This window comes from Streptomyces chilikensis (assembly GCF_001642695.1).
GTDB lineage: Bacteria > Actinomycetota > Actinomycetes > Streptomycetales > Streptomycetaceae > Streptomyces > Streptomyces chilikensis.
In genome coordinates this window covers 215,324-234,952 of record NZ_LWCC02000142.1, presented here as the reverse complement: position 1 = coordinate 234,952, position 19,629 = coordinate 215,324, and the positions used below count along the sequence as shown (strand labels likewise).

Annotated in this window: 25 protein-coding genes and 3 pseudogenes; 13 read left to right on the top strand and 15 right to left on the bottom strand. The window is 69.0% G+C overall.

Annotated features, from left to right (window positions below):
• Positions 1 to 28: 28 nt before the first annotated feature.
• Positions 29 to 433, bottom strand: a complete 405-nt coding sequence (locus tag A2U95_RS28650; RefSeq protein ID WP_166028290.1) for a RidA family protein — start codon at positions 431 to 433, stop codon at positions 29 to 31.
• Positions 434 to 812: 379 nt separating this feature from the next.
• Between A2U95_RS28650 and A2U95_RS28645 the strand changes: the two are divergent.
• The 4 genes and pseudogenes from A2U95_RS28645 to A2U95_RS28630 form a co-directional block, all read left to right on the top strand.
• Positions 813 to 983, top strand: a pseudogene (locus A2U95_RS28645) (IS5/IS1182 family transposase); the annotation flags it as partial.
• Between the two features lie 305 nt (positions 984 to 1,288).
• Positions 1,289 to 1,702, top strand: a complete 414-nt coding sequence (locus A2U95_RS28640) for an SRPBCC family protein (RefSeq protein WP_166028288.1) — start codon at positions 1,289 to 1,291, stop codon at positions 1,700 to 1,702.
• A gap of 498 nt (positions 1,703 to 2,200) precedes the next feature.
• Positions 2,201 to 2,539: an STAS domain-containing protein gene (locus A2U95_RS28635; protein WP_166028286.1), complete on the top strand. Its 339-nt coding sequence runs from the start codon at positions 2,201 to 2,203 to the stop codon at positions 2,537 to 2,539.
• A 129-nt stretch (positions 2,540 to 2,668) separates the two neighbouring features.
• A complete protein-coding gene (locus A2U95_RS28630; protein WP_166028284.1) occupies positions 2,669 to 3,157 on the top strand; it encodes an ATP-binding protein in 489 nt (162 codons plus the stop codon).
• A 798-nt stretch (positions 3,158 to 3,955) separates the two neighbouring features.
• Here the strand turns inward: A2U95_RS28630 and A2U95_RS28625 are convergent.
• Positions 3,956 to 4,228, bottom strand: coding sequence for a ribosomal protein L7/L12 (locus tag A2U95_RS28625; protein WP_166028282.1), 273 nt, complete (start codon positions 4,226 to 4,228; stop codon positions 3,956 to 3,958).
• Positions 4,229 to 4,349: 121 nt separating this feature from the next.
• On the opposite strand from A2U95_RS28625, the gene A2U95_RS28620 reads away from it, so the two are divergent.
• Entirely contained in the window at positions 4,350 to 4,730 is a 381-nt protein-coding gene (locus tag A2U95_RS28620; RefSeq protein WP_420857069.1) for a UTRA domain-containing protein, read from the top strand.
• A 287-nt stretch (positions 4,731 to 5,017) separates the two neighbouring features.
• The gene (locus A2U95_RS28615; protein WP_166028280.1) at positions 5,018 to 5,518 is read left to right on the top strand and encodes a GNAT family N-acetyltransferase; all 501 of its coding nucleotides are present in this window, start codon (positions 5,018 to 5,020) and stop codon (positions 5,516 to 5,518) included.
• A gap of 2 nt (positions 5,519 to 5,520) precedes the next feature.
• Here A2U95_RS28615 and A2U95_RS33895 read toward each other — a convergent pair.
• A pseudogene (locus tag A2U95_RS33895) lies at positions 5,521 to 5,951 on the bottom strand (IS5 family transposase); the annotation flags it as partial.
• A gap of 159 nt (positions 5,952 to 6,110) precedes the next feature.
• On the opposite strand from A2U95_RS33895, the gene A2U95_RS28605 reads away from it, so the two are divergent.
• Entirely contained in the window at positions 6,111 to 6,347 is a 237-nt protein-coding gene (locus A2U95_RS28605; RefSeq protein WP_166028278.1) for a hypothetical protein, read from the top strand.
• Between the two features lie 384 nt (positions 6,348 to 6,731).
• Here the strand turns inward: A2U95_RS28605 and A2U95_RS28600 are convergent, their stop codons facing one another.
• The 4 genes from A2U95_RS28600 to A2U95_RS28585 form a co-directional block, all read right to left on the bottom strand.
• Entirely contained in the window at positions 6,732 to 7,205 is a 474-nt protein-coding gene (locus A2U95_RS28600; protein ID WP_166028276.1) for a hypothetical protein, read from the bottom strand.
• Positions 7,206 to 7,391: 186 nt separating this feature from the next.
• Positions 7,392 to 7,811 (bottom strand): VOC family protein, encoded by a 420-nt coding sequence (locus tag A2U95_RS28595; protein WP_166028274.1) that lies wholly within the window; start codon positions 7,809 to 7,811, stop codon positions 7,392 to 7,394.
• Positions 7,808 to 8,011 (bottom strand): hypothetical protein, encoded by a 204-nt coding sequence (locus tag A2U95_RS33105; protein ID WP_166028272.1) that lies wholly within the window; start codon positions 8,009 to 8,011, stop codon positions 7,808 to 7,810. Before A2U95_RS33105 ends, A2U95_RS28595 begins: the two co-directional genes overlap by 4 nt.
• A gap of 121 nt (positions 8,012 to 8,132) precedes the next feature.
• Positions 8,133 to 8,744 (bottom strand): TetR/AcrR family transcriptional regulator, encoded by a 612-nt coding sequence (locus A2U95_RS28585; RefSeq protein WP_166028271.1) that lies wholly within the window; start codon positions 8,742 to 8,744, stop codon positions 8,133 to 8,135.
• A gap of 86 nt (positions 8,745 to 8,830) precedes the next feature.
• Between A2U95_RS28585 and A2U95_RS28580 the strand changes: the two genes are divergently transcribed.
• On the top strand, positions 8,831 to 9,256 hold the full coding sequence (locus A2U95_RS28580) for a nuclear transport factor 2 family protein (RefSeq protein ID WP_166028269.1): 426 nt from the start codon (positions 8,831 to 8,833) through the stop codon (positions 9,254 to 9,256).
• On the top strand, positions 9,253 to 10,101 hold the full coding sequence (locus A2U95_RS28575) for an NmrA family NAD(P)-binding protein (RefSeq protein ID WP_166028267.1): 849 nt from the start codon (positions 9,253 to 9,255) through the stop codon (positions 10,099 to 10,101). The genes A2U95_RS28580 and A2U95_RS28575 overlap by 4 nt, the downstream gene beginning before the upstream one ends.
• 1,056 nt (positions 10,102 to 11,157) lie before the next feature.
• On the opposite strand, the gene A2U95_RS33100 is transcribed toward A2U95_RS28575, so the two are convergent.
• Positions 11,158 to 11,307 (bottom strand): hypothetical protein, encoded by a 150-nt coding sequence (locus A2U95_RS33100; protein ID WP_240958294.1) that lies wholly within the window; start codon positions 11,305 to 11,307, stop codon positions 11,158 to 11,160.
• 465 nt (positions 11,308 to 11,772) lie between these two features.
• Here A2U95_RS33100 and A2U95_RS28565 point away from each other — a divergent pair, with 465 nt between their 5' ends.
• Positions 11,773 to 12,696, top strand: a complete 924-nt coding sequence (locus tag A2U95_RS28565) for an aminoglycoside phosphotransferase family protein (protein ID WP_166028263.1) — start codon at positions 11,773 to 11,775, stop codon at positions 12,694 to 12,696.
• 197 nt (positions 12,697 to 12,893) lie between these two features.
• On the opposite strand, the gene A2U95_RS28560 is transcribed toward A2U95_RS28565, so the two are convergent.
• The 3 genes from A2U95_RS28560 to A2U95_RS28550 all read right to left on the bottom strand — a co-directional run bounded on the left by A2U95_RS28560 (position 12,894) and on the right by A2U95_RS28550 (position 14,629).
• Complete coding sequence (locus tag A2U95_RS28560; protein ID WP_166028261.1) at positions 12,894 to 13,223, bottom strand: hypothetical protein; 330 nt, start codon at positions 13,221 to 13,223, stop codon at positions 12,894 to 12,896.
• 320 nt (positions 13,224 to 13,543) lie between these two features.
• On the bottom strand, positions 13,544 to 13,864 hold the full coding sequence (locus tag A2U95_RS28555; RefSeq protein ID WP_166028259.1) for a hypothetical protein: 321 nt from the start codon (positions 13,862 to 13,864) through the stop codon (positions 13,544 to 13,546).
• A gap of 177 nt (positions 13,865 to 14,041) precedes the next feature.
• Positions 14,042 to 14,629, bottom strand: a complete 588-nt coding sequence (locus A2U95_RS28550) for a hypothetical protein (protein WP_166028256.1) — start codon at positions 14,627 to 14,629, stop codon at positions 14,042 to 14,044.
• A gap of 115 nt (positions 14,630 to 14,744) precedes the next feature.
• Here A2U95_RS28550 and A2U95_RS28545 point away from each other — a divergent pair, with 115 nt between their 5' ends.
• Positions 14,745 to 14,978, top strand: coding sequence for a hypothetical protein (locus A2U95_RS28545; RefSeq protein WP_166028254.1), 234 nt, complete (start codon positions 14,745 to 14,747; stop codon positions 14,976 to 14,978).
• Positions 14,979 to 15,255: 277 nt separating this feature from the next.
• On the opposite strand, the gene A2U95_RS28540 is transcribed toward A2U95_RS28545, so the two are convergent.
• Positions 15,256 to 15,678: a MerR family transcriptional regulator gene (locus A2U95_RS28540; protein ID WP_240958292.1), complete on the bottom strand. Its 423-nt coding sequence runs from the start codon at positions 15,676 to 15,678 to the stop codon at positions 15,256 to 15,258.
• Positions 15,679 to 15,782: 104 nt separating this feature from the next.
• On the opposite strand from A2U95_RS28540, the pseudogene A2U95_RS28535 reads away from it, so the two are divergent.
• Positions 15,783 to 16,196: pseudogene (locus A2U95_RS28535) on the top strand (hypothetical protein); the annotation flags it as partial.
• Positions 16,197 to 17,010: 814 nt separating this feature from the next.
• Here the strand turns inward: A2U95_RS28535 and A2U95_RS28525 are convergent.
• The 3 genes from A2U95_RS28525 to A2U95_RS28510 all read right to left on the bottom strand — a co-directional run bounded on the left by A2U95_RS28525 (position 17,011) and on the right by A2U95_RS28510 (position 18,631).
• Positions 17,011 to 17,286: a hypothetical protein gene (locus A2U95_RS28525; protein ID WP_166028252.1), complete on the bottom strand. Its 276-nt coding sequence runs from the start codon at positions 17,284 to 17,286 to the stop codon at positions 17,011 to 17,013.
• 233 nt (positions 17,287 to 17,519) lie between these two features.
• A complete protein-coding gene (locus A2U95_RS33890; RefSeq protein ID WP_420857068.1) occupies positions 17,520 to 17,690 on the bottom strand; it encodes a hypothetical protein in 171 nt (56 codons plus the stop codon).
• 23 nt (positions 17,691 to 17,713) lie between these two features.
• Complete coding sequence (locus A2U95_RS28510) at positions 17,714 to 18,631, bottom strand: protein-glutamine glutaminase family protein (protein ID WP_206283096.1); 918 nt, start codon at positions 18,629 to 18,631, stop codon at positions 17,714 to 17,716.
• 399 nt (positions 18,632 to 19,030) lie between these two features.
• On the opposite strand from A2U95_RS28510, the gene A2U95_RS28505 reads away from it, so the two are divergent.
• Positions 19,031 to 19,234, top strand: a complete 204-nt coding sequence (locus tag A2U95_RS28505) for a hypothetical protein (protein WP_166028249.1) — start codon at positions 19,031 to 19,033, stop codon at positions 19,232 to 19,234.
• Positions 19,235 to 19,629: the final 395 nt, after the last annotated feature.

Genomic DNA, 19,629 nt, shown 5'->3' with positions numbered 1-19,629 from the left:
ACCGAAGGAAGCGGGCCGGCCTCCTCGCCTATGGCTTCACATCGAGACGCACGAGCGCGCCGATCTCGACGAGCTGCTCCGGCAGTGCCAGGTCGGAAACGCCCATGACCGTGCTGGCGGGCCGGTGCTCCCCGAAGTACTCGGCATGGAGGCGTGCTGTCGTGTCGAAGTTCTCCCGCAGTCCTCTCACCAGAACCGTGGTCTCTGCTATCTGACCACGCTCGGCCCCGAAGTGCCTCAGCACCAGGTCCAGATTCTCCAGCGTGGTGCGGACCTGCAGTTCGAAGTCGCCGGCACCCACGAAGTTGCCGTGACGGTCATGAGACAGCTGCCCCGACACGTAAACCGTGTCACCGACCTGAGTGGCCTGGCTGTACCCGTACAACGACTCCCACGGCATGCCGAACCCGAATGCCTTCATCTGAGAACTCATGACTCACTCCCTTGATACGGCTCATGGGACCGCCAGTTGCGGACAGACCCTTGCGCGTAGAAGTTACGGATCCGTGCGAACGATGCTTGTCCGACAGCGCCGTCGAAGTGTTCTCCGCGCGCACGAAATTGGCTGCAGTGGGCCCTTTCGAGCGCCGGTATGACGAGTGGAAGGAGCGTGGTCTCAAGCCATTCGGCGTCCTGGGGCCACTGAGCCCTTTCCAACGTCCGGCAGGAACCCGCCGGTTGGGCCGACGACGAGGTGAAGCTCCTGGTGGATGGGTTTTCGACCAAGAGAACCGTCTCCACCAGAGGCTTCGCATGCTTGTCCGCCCTTCCCCAAGCTCTCGGCTCCGCTCGAGCAGGGGAGACCCCATCGCATCAACGTATCCTGCTCTGCCCTGCGCTTCCTGTCCGCCCGCCTGCGGCAGCGCCGCCGTGTGATCGGCTCCCGCTGGAGGCGTCTGAGTACCGGCCGCCAGGCTCTGCCGGCTCTGGCCCACCTGCGAATGGGACACACGCCTGCCCAGCTCGCAGCCGGATTCGGTGTCGCGGTGATCGTTCCTCTGATCATGCCGGGGCGGCCAGCTCCAGCAGGTCCTCCTCCTTCGCGGTGACGGTGGACCGCAGCGGCGGCACGCGGCGGCCAGCGAGCGGCTGGGGCTGACCTCGACCACGGGTGGCCCCGGCGGCAGGTGGAGGCCGACCCGGACCACCATGAGCGACCAGGGCGCGCGCGGCCGGCTGAGTCCGCGGGTCCCCCTTTCGGCGGACGTGGAAGAGACACCCGTTATCGGCGCCGTGGAATGGGCACGCAGTCGGGGTACGACTTCCGGCCGGAAGGGGCGCCCCCACGATGTCCGAGTACGAACGCTCCCGCACGATGCCTGCGCAGCCCGAGCACGTCTTCGACCAAGCGGCCAATGCCGGCCAGCTCGACGCCTGGCTGCCGGACACACTGCACGTGCACGTCCAGGACCCACCTGCCGCGACCGTGCACGACGATCTCTCCGACCAGAACGTGTCCGCCCTGCTGCAAGCCGAACCGGACCAGATGCGCCTGGAGTGGGGCACCCGCGAGCAGGGCACTTACACCGGCTGGCTTCAGGTGGCGGGCATCGGCAGCGGCGCCAGCGAGGTAACCATCCACCTGTCCTTCTTCGACGAGGGCCACGACCCGGGCGAACGCGCGGTCAACGAGGCCCTGGAAGACAGCCTGCGACGTCTGGAGGAACAGGTGCGCATGCGGGTCGACAACGCGGCAGGCTAAGGCTCCGACCGGGCCCAGTGCTCAGGGCCGTGACACAGTGGCCTGCTGCTGGAGATCGACCGCCGCACCGGGAAAAGGTGGCCTGCTGGAGGTGGGCGAGGAGCAGTGCGTGGGAGGGCGGCCCGCCCGACCTGCGCCGCGGTGGTGCCGGCGATGTCGCGGGCGCCGGCGAACCAGCATGCGGCCATGGTCTGCTCGACCAGACCGGCGGCGAGCCGGCACGCGACCTGCGCGGGCACGCTCTGATATGGACGAGCCCGGTCCCGGCCACGCCCGCGGTCTCTCGATGCGGCGACAGCCCTGGAGACCGGCAGACGAGGACTGCTGAAAGTGCCGTCCCCGAGCCGGCACCGGCCCCCCGGTCGCGACGTGTGCGGTTGAAGCCATGCATGCCGTCCGACCGGCTGAAGAGGTACAGGTCCGGCCGACCTGCCCGGGCGGTGGCGGACTCGCCCGTTCGAGCGTGGAAGCGGAGTGAGATACCACCGAAGCCACCGGATGAGCACGCTGAAGACCACCGCCCGAGACGCCACAACCGGACCCGTTCCGGAGATCAACGGCGACCTCGACCACACCACCGCCGGCGAACTCCGCAAACTGATCACCACCCTCACCCTCAAGCCGGGCCAGCGCCTCGCCCTGGACCTGACCGGCATGGAGTTCTGCGACTCGAGCGGCATCACCGCCCTGATCGTCGCCCATCACCACGCCCGCGCCGCCCACGCCGACGTCGTACTCGCAACCGTCCCCGCCCCCACCCTCCGCGTGCTGCGCATGGTCGGCCTCGACCAGATCTTCCCCATCCACCCCGACAGCGACGCCGCCACACAGCCCTGACCGGCGAGGAGCGGAGGGCACCCCCGATGGGCGGCATCGGGCGGTCCCGTGGTATACGCCCCCGGCTCCTGGGTACGCGACAGAAGCGCAACCCCCCACTGAACGGCGAGCATACTGAGGGAAACCGACATGGTCGTCCCGCTGAACAAGCAAACGACAGACGGTACGGACGAGAAGACCCCGCTGCGCTACGCCGCAATCTGGGCAGAGGGTGCGGCTCGGGCCGCAGACGCCCGTCGAGCCGTACGCACATTCCTCACCCACGCCCCGCGGGCCGGCCACGCAGCGGTACCGCCCGCTCTGGCCATGGACGCCGAACTCGCCACGAGCGAGTTGGTCACCAATGCCATCCGGCACGCTCCGGGCACCTGCGGGATGACCCTGCGGATGTCCGAGCAGGAGCTGACGATCACCGTATGGGACAGCTCCACCGAACAGCCGGCACCGGAGAAGGCCGACCCGCGCCGTATCGGCGGCCACGGCCTGCACCTGGTCCAGACCGTCAGCGAGAAAGTCGTCGTCGCCCTGCGTGCCACAGGGAAACTGATCACCGCCCACCTGCCCGTGACACCGCCGGGCAACGGCAGTCCCGCGTTCTCCTCCGCCGTCCCGCACTGAACCTGGCAGCCGTTTCCAGCGGACAGCGCCCTCCACGAGTTACCTCGGGACGAAGGCTCCTGCCACCCAGGCCAGCCGTAGGGTGGGGGAGTGCGAAACGAGCGAAATGGCGAGCCTCTCTCCGACGAGGAGCTGGAACTCTTTTTGCAGCACCTCCATCGCTTCGCCGATCACGAAGTCGATCTGTTCGTGCTCATGGAGGTAGGCGACCCCGACCACCCGTGTTACATGAATCTGTCGCGGACCCCCACACCCGGTGTCGACCGTGTCGCCTACCGTCGTCCGTAGCCGGACCAAGCGGGGCACCTGACATCCATGGCTGACATCAACAGTGCCGGATGCCGACGAGTTCGGACAGCCGCAGACATCAGCCCAAGCCTCACAGCAGCCGCCTGCCGAGGACGTCGGAGTGGACTGTGAAGCGGTGGTCACACGGCTACACAGGCGGGGGATGCTCTGTCAGTGGCGACCAGTGGCCTGCGGCGGTCAGCCGACGTGCGCCTGGAGGTGCCGTGGAAGCCACCGCTCTTGTCAGTCCCGATCAGTTGTGGTCGGCGCGGGAGGTCTTGGTTCGTCCGAGTCCTGTCCCGGCGGCGGCAGGGGCCTACGGGTGGCACTTCGAGCAGTCGCCCCACCCCGACCTGGAGGCCGGGCGCCTGCTGTACGTCGGGACAGCCCCGCGGTACATGGCGAACCGGACCAGTACGCAGAACCTGCGCAAGCGGGTGCGCTACCACTACCGGGGCAACGCGGCCGGCGCGCCGTCTCCGGACCGTCGAGGCGAGGGGCCGTGCGCTCTCAGGGCTCCGGCTCCTGTCTCCACTCCGCTCTGGCGCCGGCGCTCCGGAGCACGGCGACAGCGGACTGGGCCCTGTACGCGGACAGCCCTTCAAGGAGGGTGACGGGGGCCTGGCGCGCCAGCAGCCGGCTGTGCCACAAGCTCACCCCGGTCACCTTTCGCACGGCTCGGATCGCATCCGTCTCGCGGGGCCCGCAGTCGATGAGCACCACCTCGTGGGACGGGTCGTCGCAGAGCAGCGTGTAGTGATCGGTGGACTTCTCGTCGGACATCTCGCCTTCCTGCCTCAGCGAACGGGAGCGTATGCGCCCTCGAGGACGGCAGCCACGGCTTTTCGGGTGCGCTGACGGCTGCTCGGCATGGGGTGGGCATACATCCACAGAGTCAGGCCGGGTGCCCGTCTCCGAGGAGGACGCCCCCGGGCACATCAAGACAGTCCTCGACCTGGAGGACGACGAGACGGTCTGTGTCAGGTGCCGACGCCTCGTCCTGGACGGCAAGCCGGTCCTCTTCGCAACAAGCTACCTGCCCACCACTGTGGTCGCGGGCTCGGCTCTCACCCAGGGGAACAGCGGACCTGGAGGCATCTACGCCAGGCTGGCCGAACTCGGCTACAGGCCGGTCCGCTTCCGCGAGGAGATCCGCTCCCGGATGTCCTCGACGGAGGAGTCCGCGCAGTCGAAGATCTTCTCCAAGAGGCCCGTCGTCCTGATCTGTCGCACCGTGTTCGCGGGACGAAAGCCGCCCCGTGGAAGGAGCAGGGCCAGGCGGTGAGGCGAGTACCGCATGAGCGGGGCCGCGGTGAAGGGCATGCCTCCGGCGGAGGCGCTCAGGCTCCGAGATGGCGGGGCGCCGCCCGTGAGTGCCGGCCGAGTGCGGCTGATGCGGGGGAGCTCCCATCCCGTATGCCCTCGGCCCAGGCATACGGGACGGGAGCGGGGTCGGCGGGTGGTTGCTACGCCATGCCCTGGCCCACGCGTGCTAGGTGTATCGCCCACGAGCGTTGTTGACGATGCCAGGGTCTTGATCATGGCGAAGACCTCCGGTGTGATGGAGGTGTCATGGCTGACTACCGCGAGGTTACTGTCGTCCGCTGGCCAGGCCAGACCCCTCCGATCGAGGACGGCCTGACCGCGCTGCTGGCCGCCTACCATCTTCAGACGGAGGCCGAGAAAGGCGAATCGGTAGCCGACGTGCAGGGACTGCCGGACCGCTACCGGGCAGAGATCACCGACCCCCGGACCGCATTCGCCAGTGATGTCGTACTGGTGGCTCTCCTGGACAACACCATTGTGGGGTGCCTGGTGGTGACCTCCCCGAACAACGGGCAGGCGGAGATCAAGAGGCTCTGGACCGACCCGGAGTCCCGTGGCCGTGGCGTTGCCTCGGCCCTGCTCGGCGCTGCGCTCACCCAAGCCGCGGAGGACGGGGTACACACTGTCCGGCTTTCGGTGTGGGAGTGGCGAACTGGGGCCATCGCTCTGTACGAACGGCTCGGCTTCACCGCCACCCGATCCTGGGATGAGCGGAAGCAGTTGGTGTGCATGCAGCGTTCCCTCTGATTGGTGGTGAACCCGCCGCGGGAACGTCCCAGCCCGGGATCACCCGGCTCGGTGAAGACACCGCCCGGCGGCTCTTTCTGTAGGCCCCCTGCTTGCGCGCCCCGGCCGCATGCTGATGGGCACGACACACCGTGGAATCGACGCTCAGGTCCCACGTGATCTCCCTCTGCACGTCGGCCCGGGACTGGAGCCGGGTCAGGATGTGGTGCCGGGTGCCATTCCGCTGCCACCGGCGGAACAGGTCATGGACCCGACCCCACGGCCCATACTCGACAGGCACGTCCCGCCACGGCACACCCGTCCGAACCCGAAACCGTATGCCGTCGATCAGCCGCCGCCGAGGTCAGACCGGCGGCCGACCCGCCCTCATGCCCTTCGGCAACAACGGCTCCAGCACCGCCCACCGCTCGTCCGTGAGATCTCCCCGATCCATGAACCGTGATCATTCACAGGCCGAGATCTGTTTTTCGATACACGACCTAGTCGCGAGATCTTCGCTGGTCAGAAGGCAGCCGACACTGGATGAAGCACGTGGGAGACTCGGCTCATCGCTTCCAGGGGAACTGACCGTTGCCGGGGGAAATGAACAGCCATGAGTGACGTGACATTCGCCGGAAGACGCTTTGCCGTAACTCGTTTCACCAACATCATCGATGACTGTTGGAGCATGGAGTATGCGGAGCTGGGTGGCGATCTGGAGATTGCTGTGTCGCGCTCGTTCGAAGCACCCGATGGCCAACTGGAGGTCTGGGCGTCCGCAGAATTGCCTCCTGACCTCGCGGCAGCTGTTCTTGCGGATGCACGATCCTGGCTCCCTGATTCCGACTGACTGCCGCCAGATCTGGCGGGAAGCCCAGCTCACCGCTGTCGCAGCTCGGCGTCCAAGGGGCCACGCGTCCCCATGAACCGGTGCTGTACAGCAGCGAAGTACAACAACCACAGCCACCGACTACGACCGGCAGCGTCCTTTCAGAGCCGTAGCGCAACCGGTATGACCGTCACTGACCGATCCGTAGGGAGCTACAGATCAGAAGGTGGCCGTCCCCCCGCCGTGCCCGATCGAGCGGGGACCACGGGGAACACCGGACAGTCACGGCACACGGACAGGAGAGCGGCCCTCGACCGGATGTCCAGGTCAGGGGCCGTTATCGCTGCTACCAGCGCGGAGGCAGTGGGAGGTGGACTCCTGGTGGCATCGCTGCTGCGACGGTTTTCAAGATCGTGTATGAATCGACGCTCCCAAAGCGTCGAGTGCACCCACGGCCGCGTGGACATGAGCCGGACCGCGACGCGCCCGTTCTCCCGCACACCACCAGAACAGTCGCTCCTGTGCATCCTCCCTTGGATGCATGCCCAGGCCATGCTCGGGGCACAGGGGCCACGCCTGCCACAGAAGCTCCATGACAGTCTCCTGCGCGGCATCGGCAACGCCCGCCAGCGCGGAGGCAAGGCCGTCCTGCGAGTTCGGGTCCAGGCAGTCGCCGTGCCACTCGCCGTTGGCCATGGCGACGTGGACGTTCTCCGGCTCATCCGCGTCGTAGGGCGGAAGGGCCAGCAGTTGCAGGGGTTCCAGCTGGGGAAGCGTCACCGCCAGGTCCCGGTTCACAAGGGCGAGAGCCTGGTCCCACACCGGGTACTCGCCCGGCGAGACGCGGCGAGGCTCAGGAGGGTCGAAAAGAGCACACATGAACACCATCCTCCGCCACACCGGGGCCGGCTCCCCTCGCTCCACAGCGTCGCCCTTGCAAAAAACCGCGTGCGGCGGCTGGCACCAACAAGCACGAACAGCAGCGCTCGGCGGCGGGCCCCAGCGGAAGACCGGCTGAGGCGCAGGCCGGGTGAGCAATGGTCAAGAGTTGTGGATCGGATCAGCTCACCTGTCGGGGTGTGGGTTGATTGCGACGAGCTCGACTTCGAAGCCGTCGGTGTTCTCCAGGTAGGCCGCATAGTGCTGCGGTCCGCCGGCGTACGGGTGGAGTTCGGGGAACATCAGGCTCCAGCCGTGCTGGGCCGCGTCGACGGCGAGTTTCTCGACGGCGGTGGCATCTTCGACGTGGAAGGCCAGGTGATTCAGCCCGGGGCGGCGGCGGTCATACCGGTCGGCGGTGAGGGCCGGGGACTGTTCGAGGACGAGGTAGGTCGGCCCGAGCAGCCAGCTGCGGCCGGTGTCCCAGTTCTGCGAGACGGCGTAACCCAGCGTCTGAAGCAGCCAGCCGAGTGAGGCAAGGGCGCGATCGAGGTCGGGAACCCAGATCTCGACGTGGTGCAGTGTTCCGTGCGTCGGCCGGTTCACGCGGCCACCGCCTCCTCGGGCTCGATCAGGACGACATTCTCGAACGTGGCGCCGGAGCGGACGAGAGCGACGAGGTACGCGCCGGCGACCGCGCCGCCACGCGAGCGGCGGGGCGAGCCGGGCTGGACATCACAGCGGGGGCAGGGGTGGCGCTCGACGTCGTCCGCGTCGCCCGGAGAGGGGTTCTGAGTGCCCGTCACAGCCCCGAATCCACGCACAACACGAGTCGCAGAAGGTGGTCCGGCCCGCGTTTGTGTGAGAAGGGGCTCTGAGAGCCGTTTGCGAGAGGCCCCGCTGATCAAGGACTCGCCCGATCCTCGGTCATTCCTCGGCGGTCAACCCTTGCGGTGGGCCGGAGGCCAGGACTCTGGTGACGAAGTTCGCCAACTGTGCCCGCATTCCTTCCCGCGTCATGCGCTCCTCTCCGGCCAGGTGCTCGACGAGGTCGGCTCGTGTGGCGGCGAGCAGGGCATGGGCGGTGAAGTCGCTGTCGGTCAGGCCGGGGATCTGCTCCAGTACGGCTCGGAGCAGGCTGTGCCACCGCTCGTAGTGCTCCGCCCGGTACGGGCTGCTGCTCCCGTCTTCCTCCAGGGCCAGCGCAAGGCGCCGGTTGTCGAGTTTGAAGCACAGGACGGCATCGAGGAGGGCGGGTACGCGATCGTGCGGTGGGGTCGCGGGTCCCAGGGGTGGTGGGCCGGTCTCGACGGCCTGCCTGATCGGTTCGAGCCGCGCCTCGTACAGCGCGCGGAGCAGCCCGGCGCGATCGCCGAAGGCCCGGAAGAGCGTGCCCTTGCCGACGCCGGCCGCAGCCGCGACGTCGGCCATGGTGACGTCCTCGGGACTCTCACGGCGGCTGAAGAGGGTGTCGGCGGCCGCGAGCACGGCCTCCCGGTTGCGGATGGCGTCCTTGCGAGACGACTGGCGTTCGGGCATGCCGCTCCTTCCCTTTGCAAAACGGACCGGCGGTCCGTATCGTTGAAGCGGACCCAAGGTCCGGATTCTGTGACTGGAGGATACCCATGTCCGCACCGACCTCCCCGGCGGATCTGTACCGCCACAGTCTGCGACTGCTGCTCGACAAGGACATTCCCGCGTGGGTCGCCCTGTGGGCCGAGGACGGCCTCATGGAGTTCCCCTTCGCCCCCGACGGCTGGCCCCGGCGTCTGGAGGGCAAGGAGGCCGTCGCCGCCTACATGCGCCACTACCCCGACCACATCGACCTGCACGACTTCCCCGACCTACGGATCCACCAGACCACCGATCCGGCGACCATCGTGGTCGAGATGCGCGGCGTCGGCCGCCTGGTGGAGAGCGACGCTCCCTTCGACATGACCTACATCGCCGTCGTGACCGTTCGCGACGGGCACATCACCTCCTACCGCGACTACTGGAACCCCCTCGCCGTCCAGGAACCCGGCACCGACTTCACCGGGAGCAGCCGATGACCACCACCGGCACCACTTTGGTCATCGGCGCCACCGGCACCACCGGCAGCCGCACCGCCGCACGGCTGACGGCCGCGGGCCACCGCGTCAAAGCCGCCAGCCGCCGGGCCACCCCGGTCCCCGGCGCCGAGCCGGTCCCCTTCGACTGGCACGACCCCGCCACCCACGCGGCCGCCCTCCACGGCGTCGACCGCGTCTACCTCATACCGCCCCTGGGCGACTCCGACCCCGCGGCGACCATGCTGCCGTTCCTCCATCAGGCCCGCGCCTCCGGTGTGCGCCGCGCGGTGCTGCTGAGCTCCTCGGCCATCCCCGCAGGCGGCCCGGCGGTGGGAACAGTGCACCAGGCCCTGCCCGATCTGTTCGAACAGTGGGCGGTACTGCGGCCTTCGTGGTTCATGCAGAACTTCACCGGCGAGCACGCGCACGCCCGCAGCATCCGCGACGAGGGCATCATCTGGACCGCCACCGCGAGCGGCCGGGTCGGCTTCGTCGACGCCGAGGACATCGCGGCCGTCGCCGTCCACGCCCTGACCCACGAGCAGGCCCCCAACACCGATCTCCTCCTCACCGGGCCCGAGGCACTCAGCCACGACGACATCGCCACGATCATCACCGAGGTCACCGGCCGGCCCGTGGTCCACCGCCGCCTGTCCTACGAGCAGATGCGCGATCGCCTCACGACGCAGGTACCGGTGGAGTTCGCCGCAATGCTGGCCGGCATGGACCGTGCCATCGCCGAAGGGGCGGAGGACCGCATCACCGACACCGTCCAGCGCCTCACCGGTCGGCCCCCGCGCGCCTTTCGGGCCCTCCTCGAGAGGGAGACGCGATGCGGCAGCTGATGTTCCAGGACGATCAGCGGTTCTGGTTCGAGACCCTGCCCAGTCTCGGCCGGGCTGGGCCTGCGACCATGACCGCTACGTCATGAGGACCTCGACCGACAGGGCCTTCCTGGCCGAGTACGCCCGCCACAACTTCTACGACGCAAGCGCGGAGAAGGCCTCCTGCCCCGTCCTGGTGTGCGAAGCAGCCGCCGACCTGTTCTGCTCCGCCACTGAAGAGCCCGATCCGCGCATGCTGCACCAGCACCTCACCGCGCCGAAGAAGCTCCTGACCTTCACCGAGGAGGAAGGCGGCGCCGCTCACTGCCACCCCGGTGCTCTTCGCTCGGCGGTGGCGCATCTTCGACTGGCTCGACGTCACGATCTGACGCCTGGATCTTTCGCCCCTCGTTCATGCCGCCCCAGATACCCGGTCTCCTGCCTCTCGGCCGCTCCGAGGGCCGGACACGCTCATGGCCCGGGGCGAGGCAGACCCGGAGTTCGAGGTGAGCCAAAGCGGCCGTAGGGCTCGCGTAGTTCCACACCAGCCAGGGAGACGGCTCTGTGCTCCACATCGGTGAGGCACTTGGGCCATCGACGCCTCGACCCACCGTCACGCACAAGGCGGTCCGGCCCGGAGTCATAGGCGGTGACTCCGAGCCGGACCGCTTCCGACTGCACTGGCCCGCGGCTATCCGTGTTCGCCGTCGTCCATCTCATCGTCGCTGTGCAGGTCGCGCAGCTGCCGCAGTCCCGGAGCCGGCGTCCGTACCGCAACCGCAGTGACCGCCTCCGCCTGCCGCTGCCTCTTGGAAGTCCCATGGCGGCCTCTGTGGACGTCGCTGCCCGCTCCCCATGAAGCTGCGGATCAGAAGGCGGCCGTGCCTCCGCCGTGCCCGATCGAGCGGGGGACCACGGGGGACACCGAGCAGTCACGGCACGCGGACAGGAGAGCGGCCCTCGACCGGATGTCCAGGTCAGGGGCCGTTGTCGCTGCTCTCAGCGCGGAGGCGGTGGGATGTGTCCCCACGGTGGCATCGCCGCCACGACGGTTTCCAGGATCACCCGGGTGATCGTTCAGTAGATGATGACCCTCCAGCGTTCGACCCACCGCAGCCAGGCACCGCCCGCGCCTCGTACCTGGACCCGATCGGTCTCCACCCGCCAGACGACGCCGTGGAGCGTGGCGTCGGGGAGGTCCACCCTGACGACGTCATAGACCTCCAAGTCGTCCTCTACCGGCCGCGACCACGTGTGTCCGCAGCGATCGCAGAGGTAGCCGACCACATCGCGTCCCTTGCGAGTCATCGGCTCGCCCGGACGAACGGCCTCGATGAAGCACCGAGGGCACGGATCGGCGGTATGCGCGCCTACTGACCGGGACACAGTTCGATCCTGCCGTACAGCAGCGGAGTACGACAACCACGGCGACCGACGCCGTTCGGCGGCGTCCTGCAGGGCCGCGGTCCGGCCGGTATGGCCGTTCGCGACCGTTGCGCACAGAACTACGGATCAGGTGGTGTTCCTGGTCCGTAGCCCTCCAGGTCCTTCCTGGTGGCCGTGATGTCCGCGAGCGCGAGCACCGCATCAGCCAGGGAGCTCGTAACGGTGAGGGCCGCCGGAGGTACGGCCGTCCGCCGTGCTCCGGTAGGTTGCGCCGGGAAACGTGACTCCCGTTGAAGGACACGCGATTTGAGCACGTCAGAAGCGGTCGAGGTCCCCCGGTCCCTGGCGGTGTCGTACGCCAGGGGCTTCGGCGAGGAAGGCCGGGCCTGGATCGCCGGACTGCCGGCCCTCGCTGCGGAATTCCTGGACCGCTGGGAACTGGAACGGGACGGCGCGGTCGGAGCCGGGGAGGCCTCGCTGGTGCTGCCGGTGCTGCGCGAGCACGGCACGCGCGCGGTCCTCCGACTGCAGATGCCCAGGGAGGAGACCACCGCCGCACTCGTCGGACTGCGCACCTGGAACGGCGACGGGATCGTTCGGCTGCTCGACCACGATCCCGAAAGCGGCACCATGCTGCTGGAGCGGCTGGACGCTGCCCGCACGCTGTCCTCGATCGAGGACGACGACGTGGCGATGGGCATCCTCGCCGGGCTTCAGGCCCGGCTGGTCCGCGTCCCCGCACCGCAGGGACTGCGCAGCCTCGGTGACATCGTCACCGAGATGCTGGAAAAGGTTCCCCATGCGGTCGCGGCTCTGGCTGACCCGGCGGACCGGCAGCTCCTGCGCGGCTGGGCGTCGGCGGTGGCCGAGCTGGCCGGCGAGCCCGGAGACCGGATGCTGCACTGGGATCTGCACTACGACAACGTTCTCGCCGCGCAGCGTGAGCCGTGGCTCGCCATCGATCCCGAGCCGCTCGCCGGGGACCCCGGCTTCGACCTCTGGCCGGCCCTGGACAGCAGGTGGGACGACGTCGTCGTGAAGAACGGCGCCCTGCGCGTCGTGCGGCGCCGCTTCGACCTGCTCACCGAGGTCCTCGGCCTGGACCGCGCACGCGCGACCGGCTGGACGCTCGGGCGGCTGCTGCAGAACTCGCTGTGGGACATCGACGACGGCGAGACCGCTCTCGCCTCGTCCTCCATCGTGATCGCGAAGTCGCTGCTCAGCCGGTGACCCTGCCCCCTTTCGGAAACGAAGATCCGCCGCCGGGTATTTCTCCCTGCCGAACCTTCACACCTGTCGGACACCACCGGCGAAGCTCGACAAGGTCGTGTGACGAGCTCACGGGAGGGGAAGCGGGCATCAGGAGCAGGCCGTGCGCGGGACTGCCCAGCCGCTCCTGTCATGCGTGCGGTGCTCCTCCCTCACCTTCACAGCAAGCGGGAGAAACCGGCGGACCGGTCGAGCAGGAACGGCGAGCCCTTGCGGGTGGGGTCCCACCCCGCCCGCAGGGCGGAGACGACGGCTCCGGCGACATCGGAGGGCAGCACGGAGCCGCCGGGAGCGTCGAGCCAGTTGCCGGGGTGGACGTGGTGCGTGGTGACGACGAGGGTCGTCCCCGGACGATCCGCGTGCTCCACGGCATAGGTGCATGGGGACCAGCCGAGAGCTTGGCTGTAGATCGGCCTGCGGCGCAGCCGCCAGCGATAGGTCGTACCGCCGACGACCATGCGCCGTGCTCCTTTGCGGCCCAGTGCCATCTCCGCCCCTCGATGTCGGTGACCACGGGGTGATCGTCGCACGCGGGGCCGGATGACCGGTGCGCCGAGCGACTCGTCGGGCAGGGCCAAGAGCGGCGGGCGGCCGGTCCTGGACCGTCCCCGCCGGACCCTGCCGGCGGCGCTTGAATCGTGGTTCTGGCTCACTTCTCGTGAAGCGGCAGCTGAGCGTCACCTGGCGGATGTCTTCGAAGCGGCCCAGGTGCCGACCACTCCTCCCCGGGCCGGGTCGGCCCGTATCGTCATCGGCGGTCCCTCGCTTCCTCCGGATCAGGCAGATCCCGTATCAGCGTGTCCGCCGCTCAGGGGGAGGCTCCCCACACCCGCTGGAATTCCTCGACCGGGACGGCCTCCAGTGGGTCCTCTTCCGGGACGAGTGCTTGGTCCGTCAGGAAGCCGTGCTCATCCTCCAGGTGCTCCCAGCTGTACCGATGCGGGTGACCGGCCGGAGTCAGTTCCACTTGCTTGACGGCGACCAGCTCACCGCCGTCGGGGACGGCCTCGAAGTACCACACGCCGCCTTCCTCGTCAGCGTGGCGGAAGTGGTACCGCACGGTGACGTTTTCGTCGAGGGCGCGGAAGTAGGCCATGCTCCGTGCCCGGATGTGTTCGAGGTCGTCCATGGGGCCATCGTGTCAGCGGAACGCCGGTCCGCCGTCTGCGAGTGACATCAACGGCGTGGAGCGCCGGCGGCTCCGGGCGGTCATGCATGCCAGGGCGGCCGCCTGCTCTCCGGCGGTGTCAGGCGCCGATCGCACTCCCGGACCGTGTGCCGACAGCGGATCCCGAGTTGTGGAGGATCACTGTCCGGGTGCGAGGCGACCGTCCTCTTCGCCGCCATCGGTGAGTGGCTGTGCCCCCGGCCGTCGCACGAGGGGGTCCACGTTCCACGTCGCGGGCAGATCACTGCCGCAGAAGACGCAGACGAAGTCCCCCTCGCGCACGATGTTGTGCTCCTGGCAGTCGGGGCACCGCCGGAACACCACCTCGTGGGTGAAGCCGGAAGGCCGGCCGAGCTCCACAGCGTCCAGGGCGCGGGCTACCTCCGCCCAGGAGCTGACGTCCGGGCAGTACCCGGTGGACTGGTTGCTGACCTCGCTCACGGTCCACCGGTCCGCCTCGCGCAGGAAACCGATCTCGCCGGCACCCAGAACCATGCCTCCGCCGGCGCAGGCCACGTGCTCGCTCCGCCGCGGCGCCAGGCGAAGCACACCATCCGTACCGACCACAAAAGTGAACGGTTCGGCCAGCTCCGCCGCCGACTGCTCCACGACCCAGCCGTGGAACTCGGCCGACGAACTGATCCGGCGCCCGCCGTCACCACGCCGGACCGCAGCCTTCAGCTCGGCCGGTCCGACGTATCGATAACAGCGCCCCCGTTCACTCACGTCGGTCAACCTGGAGCACTTCCGGCACGCCCTGACGTGATCTTCGACGCCCAAGCCGCGGGTCAGCCGCCGAACAGGGTCGAGATGAGCCCAGGCCGTGTGGGATCGTCCCGGCATGCGCCTGATAGCCGACGGAGCCACGCCGACCTCGCGGTTGGTGCTGGTGAAGGACCTCGAGACCGACGACGGATACGTCTTCGAGCCGGCGAGCCCGCTCTTCCTGGCTGCCGGTGATCGCATCACTTTCGAAGACGGCGGGCTTGTCGTCGTGCGGGCCGGTGGGGAGCGGCTGTCGTCGGCCGGTGACTGGTCCACTCGTTGCGGGCCCATGTCCCTGCGCCGCCGGTAGAAGCCGCTCCTCGAACGGCATGTCGTGCTTGATCACTCGGTTCGGTGTCCGCCGTGTGCGGAAGCGGATCCTGTGTCATGCCTACGGCGGAGCACGGACCAGCACATCCCTGTTCCCGGACGGCCCTGCTCGGTCCAGGCACCGAACTCACCCGCCCCGGTTCCGGGATGCCGCCCCCTGGGCACAGGATCACTTGCCCCGCTCCACGGCACGACGCCCCCACACCTCGCAGGCCCGGTGCCACCACGTCCCGGACCAGGAATCGTGACCGAGCGCTTCAGTCGACCGGTCCGAGCGCCCGGGTCAACGGTGGACCCGCCATGTTCCCGACGCCGGTCTTCTCCAGGTCGACTGCCCGCAAGGGGCATCCGGTGCCCACGCGCTCGGCAAGTTCGGCGCGCAGGGCGGCGAGCTCGGACATGCGTGCGTCGACCAGCTTGATCTTCTCCTCGAACAGCGCGGACAGCGCTTCCGCCGCGTCCGGCATCCCGCGCAACTCCTCGCCGGTCCGCGCGATCTCCGCCAACGAGAACCCGAGTGTCTGTGCGGCGCGGACGTACTGCAGCCAGGCCACCGTCTCGGGCGGGAAGTCGCGGTAGCCGTTGGCCAGACGCCGGCCTGCGACGAGACCGACCTTCTCGTAGAAACGAATCGTGTCCCTGGTCACCCCCGTCCGCGCGGCCAGCTCTCCGATGCGCATCCCCGCCGTCCCCCTTCGGATGATGACTTGACCTTGGACCGTACTCCACTGTTTAGCGTGAGGCGTCGCTGACAGCCGAACAGTCAAGCAGCCGGAGCCTCGTCATGATCCGTCCTGATGCCCCCTCACACCCCGCCTATCTCCGCACCGTACGCGCGAGTGCCTCGTACGACTTCGTGGTCACCGTGGGATTCGCGACGCCGTGGACGTACGCGCTGGTGCACGACGTACTGTCCTCACTGGGCGAGGCGCTCGGCTGGGGCGCTCTGCCCGAACTCGATCCGTGGCAGATCCTGTACGCGAACCTGATGGGCTCGGTGGTGGTCGTCTGGGCCGCGCTGCGCATCGTCCAGCCGCTGCCGGTCCACGGATTCTTCGACGGCATCGCGCGCATCCTGTTCTCAGCGTGGATGGCATACGCGCTGGTCAGCGGCGCCTCACGGATACTGTGGCTGTTTCTCACCGTCGAGGTCGCGTGGGGAGTCGTCCAGCTGGCCCCCTGGCTGCGGAACCGCCGTCCCGGGGCCGGCCATGGACACCGGGCCGGACGGCCCGTCGGCCAGGGTTCCGGCACGACGCGTCTGAAGATCGAGATATCTGTTCCGGAGAGTCATGCGGAGGGTGTGCTCGAGGCCCTCCACGCGGCCGGTGCGGGGCGGGTGGGCGAGTACGCGCGGTGTTCCAGCATCTGGAAGGTGACGGGCACCTGGCAGGCACTGCCGGGCGCGCGGCCGTACGACGGCGAGGTGGGCGTCACCCAGCACAGCGAGGAGTGCCGGATCGAATCGGTCTGTGACGCGGACCAGGCCAGCGCCGTCCGGCAGGCTGTCCGCGACGCCCATCCCTACGAGCAGGCGGTCATCCACTTCCTGCCGCTGTACGAGCCGTGAGCAGCGTCGGTGGGCGCGCTCATCACCGTCATTCGTCCACACCGGCACCCGGATCGCTCCAGGACCGGCTCGGACCGCGGTGGGTCGCCCCACCGCCCAGCCGTGATCACCACCGGCAGCGGCTCCTGTCCCTGCTCGAGCGCGAGGGGGATCTCCGACCGCCCGGCGACGGTGTGGTCGCGGGCGGGGACCGGGGCGCCGTCCAGGATGAGCACGATGTCCTCGGCGAACCGCTCGCGGAGCCTTCACGGATGACGGTCCGCCCGCTTCCCCGCGTGGTGACGGTGTGCCGCCATTGCGAGCGGGGCCGATCCCGCGGAGCCGGCCAGGAGGGTCCTTCGCCTGGGCGTACGGGCTGCCGTCGGCTCCACCGGCGCTACGGGCGTGGGGCCGAACCCCTCCTCCCTTCCGACACCCTTCACGTCCTCTCTCCTCACGAGGCTCATCCGAGGGCCCGGTACCCGGGTGGCGGTTCGACCAGTTCGGGGTGCTCCACCACGTACCGGTCGCCGTGGATCGCCAGCATCGCCCAGTGCCATGCCTCATCGTGGAAGATGAGCCCGCGGTACGGCGCGTCATCCGGCTCGTACGGGTATCGCTCCGAGGCGGCTGCGGCAGCTTCCGCCGGTGTCAGCCCTCCGTGATGCCGCATCGCCCAGGCGTAGCCACGCCGCTCGGTCCGCAGACAGTCGAGGTACTCCGCCTCACTCCAGGTCACGGCCTCAACACTAGGCCGTCCCGTTCGGAGCGGCTTCGGAGCGGCGGGCTGCCTGGAGGGAGATGCCCGCGACGTGGAGGCCGGCCAGGTGGAGGGTCGCCGTCCTCTCGTAGCGGGTGGCGCGGAGATCCCCCGCCACCGCTCGGGGCGGTCGATGCACCGCTCGACGGTGTCGCGCCGCTCGTAGGCCCCATGGTCGAACGCCGGCGGATGCCCGCCTCGGCTGCCGCGCCTCAGCCGGTGGACGTTCCGGTCCGCCCGGCCCGAGCCTTTTCCGCCGGGTCGTCGAACGCGCCATCGCCTGGCTGCACGGCTTCCGCTGCCCACGCATCCGCAAGGAACGACGGGACGACATCCACGAAGCCTTCCTCGGCCTCACCGCCTGCCTCATCGCCCACCGCCACGTCCGACGCCTTTGTCAGGACACCTAAGGCACGTACTCCACCGCGCTGTTGACGTCCGGCAGGTTGTCCGCCCCCGGCCTCCCGAGGAATCCCCAGGCGACCTGGTGGACGTTGGTGTCCAGGTCCACCTGGACCATGGCGGCCCACCTGCTCAGTTCGATCGGTTCCGAACGGGAAAAGACGGGATCGATGACCAGAACGCCGTTCGCGGTCGTCACGGAGGCGGCGACATGGTGGTTCCACTGGTGATCGGCGTGCAGCAGTCCTCCATCGGGCAGGGCCCACTGCTTCGAGAGATGGTGGGCCGCGATCGCCGGGGACCGCCGGGCGATCGCCAGACAGATGGCATGGGCCCGGTCCTCACAACCGTCCTCGCCCACCTGACCGCCGGCGCCGCCGAAGGCGGGCACCAGTTCGGGCCACATGGCTCGCAGGGTCTCCGCGGTCGGCGGACCGGCGTTCGGAAACTCCTCCGCGAGGTAGTCGAGCTGCTCCTCGAGCTTCGCCAGATACCGGGTCTTCGCCGTACTGTCCGGTCTCATTCCGAGGAGCCTGATGGCCTCGTGCACGGTATCCACCGACCGCATGGGAGCCAGGTTCCGCAGCAGGGTGAGGATCTCCAGCTTGTCTTCGGCAGCTCTCTTGATGTGATCGGGAGCGCCGCGTTCGTCCATCTGCTCCAGCAGCCCCGTCATCCGGCGCTGTTCGTTCGCGATCTGCAGCATGACCTGCGCCGAGAACGGCTCTTCCCGCTCCTCCTCGGAGGAGGTCTCCGCCTCCTCCGAAGAAGATGAGTACTCCTCCTCGGAGGACGTCGCCGCCCGTGCCTGCTTGGGCGCCTCCTGATCCTCCGGCGAGGTGGACCTTTTCCGTTTCCCGGCCGCACCCTCCATGCGCTGGATCACCGCGGTGACCGCCGCGTTACCCGCACTGCGCTGCAACGCCCACAGGGCCGAGGGATGGGCGGACGGAGGGGAATCCGCTCGCGCGCCGGCGCCCTCCGCCCGGTCCGGGGCACGCCTCAGCGCGCGGTCCGTGCCCTGCGCGGGTATCTCCTCACGAGCCGACCGACGCATGAACCACTCCCTCCCCCCGCCCCCCGGCGGAGTGACACCGCATCATCTCAACCCGAGGGGCACTTGTCCCGCCTGTTCGGCAGCTGCGGGGTCCACGGCGGTGCCCACCTGCAGGGTCCGTCCGGCCTGGGCACATCCCCCGCCGGGTCGTCGAACGCACCGTCGCGTGGGGAGGTCGCCCGGCGGGTGACCTTCCCACCGTCGTCCGGTTCGGACGCCTGATCGCGGGCTGTCTCGACGGGCTGCCGGAACTGTTGTCCGTTCATGCCGGCAGAGCATGCCCTCCGGTTCCGGCATCGGGCCGTCCGCGGCGACCTGGACGCCTTCGCACTGGTCAACGCCGGTCCCGACATCCCGGTACGCATCACCAGTCTCCGCACGACCAGCGGTTCCACCCCCTCGGGACAGCCGCCGGCCTTCGCCTTCGACCTCCACCTCGGCCCCGTCCGGCAGCACGCGAACGCCTGATCCTCCATTACGCCCTCACCCCGGCCCTAGGCGACACCGGCAGGCCCCGCCTGCACTTCCTCCCCCGGAGCGCACCTCGGGCGCCACTGCGCCGCAGCGTCGGACGCAGCCATCCGACACGGTCACTGCGGCCCGGCGACCACCGCCTCACCGCCCTCGCCAACGGCACGCCCCGCGTCCACGCGACGTGCACCATCACGGATCAGCCGCGCCGCAGCCGCGGTGAGGGCCGGACCCACCGCGGTGGAGCCTCCACGACGCTCCTCACGGCCCGCTGCGCGGCGACCCGAAAATCATTCACAGGGCAACGCTTCGACCGAGCACGCGGTCCACCTGTTCATCCGTTCGGGGTGATCATCTTCCGTTCGCGCAAGAACGGAGCAACCGATCTATAC

Excerpts from the sequence above, each read along its gene's own strand:
- A2U95_RS28540 (WP_240958292.1), bottom strand. The coding sequence starts at position 15,678 with ATGCGCATCGGAGAGCTGGCCGCGCGGACGGGGGTGACCAGGGACACG.
- A2U95_RS28640 (WP_166028288.1), top strand. The coding sequence starts at position 1,289 with ATGTCCGAGTACGAACGCTCCCGCACGATGCCTGCGCAGCCCGAGCAC.
- A2U95_RS28600 (WP_166028276.1), bottom strand. The coding sequence starts at position 7,205 with ATGTGTGCTCTTTTCGACCCTCCTGAGCCTCGCCGCGTCTCGCCGGGC.
- A2U95_RS28630 (WP_166028284.1), top strand. The coding sequence starts at position 2,669 with ATGGTCGTCCCGCTGAACAAGCAAACGACAGACGGTACGGACGAGAAG.
- A2U95_RS28575 (WP_166028267.1), top strand. The coding sequence starts at position 9,253 with ATGACCACCACCGGCACCACTTTGGTCATCGGCGCCACCGGCACCACC.
- A2U95_RS28585 (WP_166028271.1), bottom strand. The coding sequence starts at position 8,744 with ATGCCCGAACGCCAGTCGTCTCGCAAGGACGCCATCCGCAACCGGGAG.
- A2U95_RS28580 (WP_166028269.1), top strand. The coding sequence starts at position 8,831 with ATGTCCGCACCGACCTCCCCGGCGGATCTGTACCGCCACAGTCTGCGA.
- A2U95_RS28605 (WP_166028278.1), top strand. The coding sequence starts at position 6,111 with ATGAGTGACGTGACATTCGCCGGAAGACGCTTTGCCGTAACTCGTTTC.
- A2U95_RS28545 (WP_166028254.1), top strand. The coding sequence starts at position 14,745 with ATGCGCCTGATAGCCGACGGAGCCACGCCGACCTCGCGGTTGGTGCTG.
- A2U95_RS28505 (WP_166028249.1), top strand. The coding sequence starts at position 19,031 with ATGCCGGCAGAGCATGCCCTCCGGTTCCGGCATCGGGCCGTCCGCGGC.
- A2U95_RS28625 (WP_166028282.1), bottom strand. The coding sequence starts at position 4,228 with ATGTCCGACGAGAAGTCCACCGATCACTACACGCTGCTCTGCGACGAC.
- A2U95_RS28615 (WP_166028280.1), top strand. The coding sequence starts at position 5,018 with ATGGCTGACTACCGCGAGGTTACTGTCGTCCGCTGGCCAGGCCAGACC.
- A2U95_RS28650 (WP_166028290.1), bottom strand. The coding sequence starts at position 433 with ATGAGTTCTCAGATGAAGGCATTCGGGTTCGGCATGCCGTGGGAGTCG.
- A2U95_RS28560 (WP_166028261.1), bottom strand. The coding sequence starts at position 13,223 with ATGGCACTGGGCCGCAAAGGAGCACGGCGCATGGTCGTCGGCGGTACG.
- A2U95_RS28555 (WP_166028259.1), bottom strand. The coding sequence starts at position 13,864 with ATGGACGACCTCGAACACATCCGGGCACGGAGCATGGCCTACTTCCGC.
- A2U95_RS28635 (WP_166028286.1), top strand. The coding sequence starts at position 2,201 with ATGAGCACGCTGAAGACCACCGCCCGAGACGCCACAACCGGACCCGTT.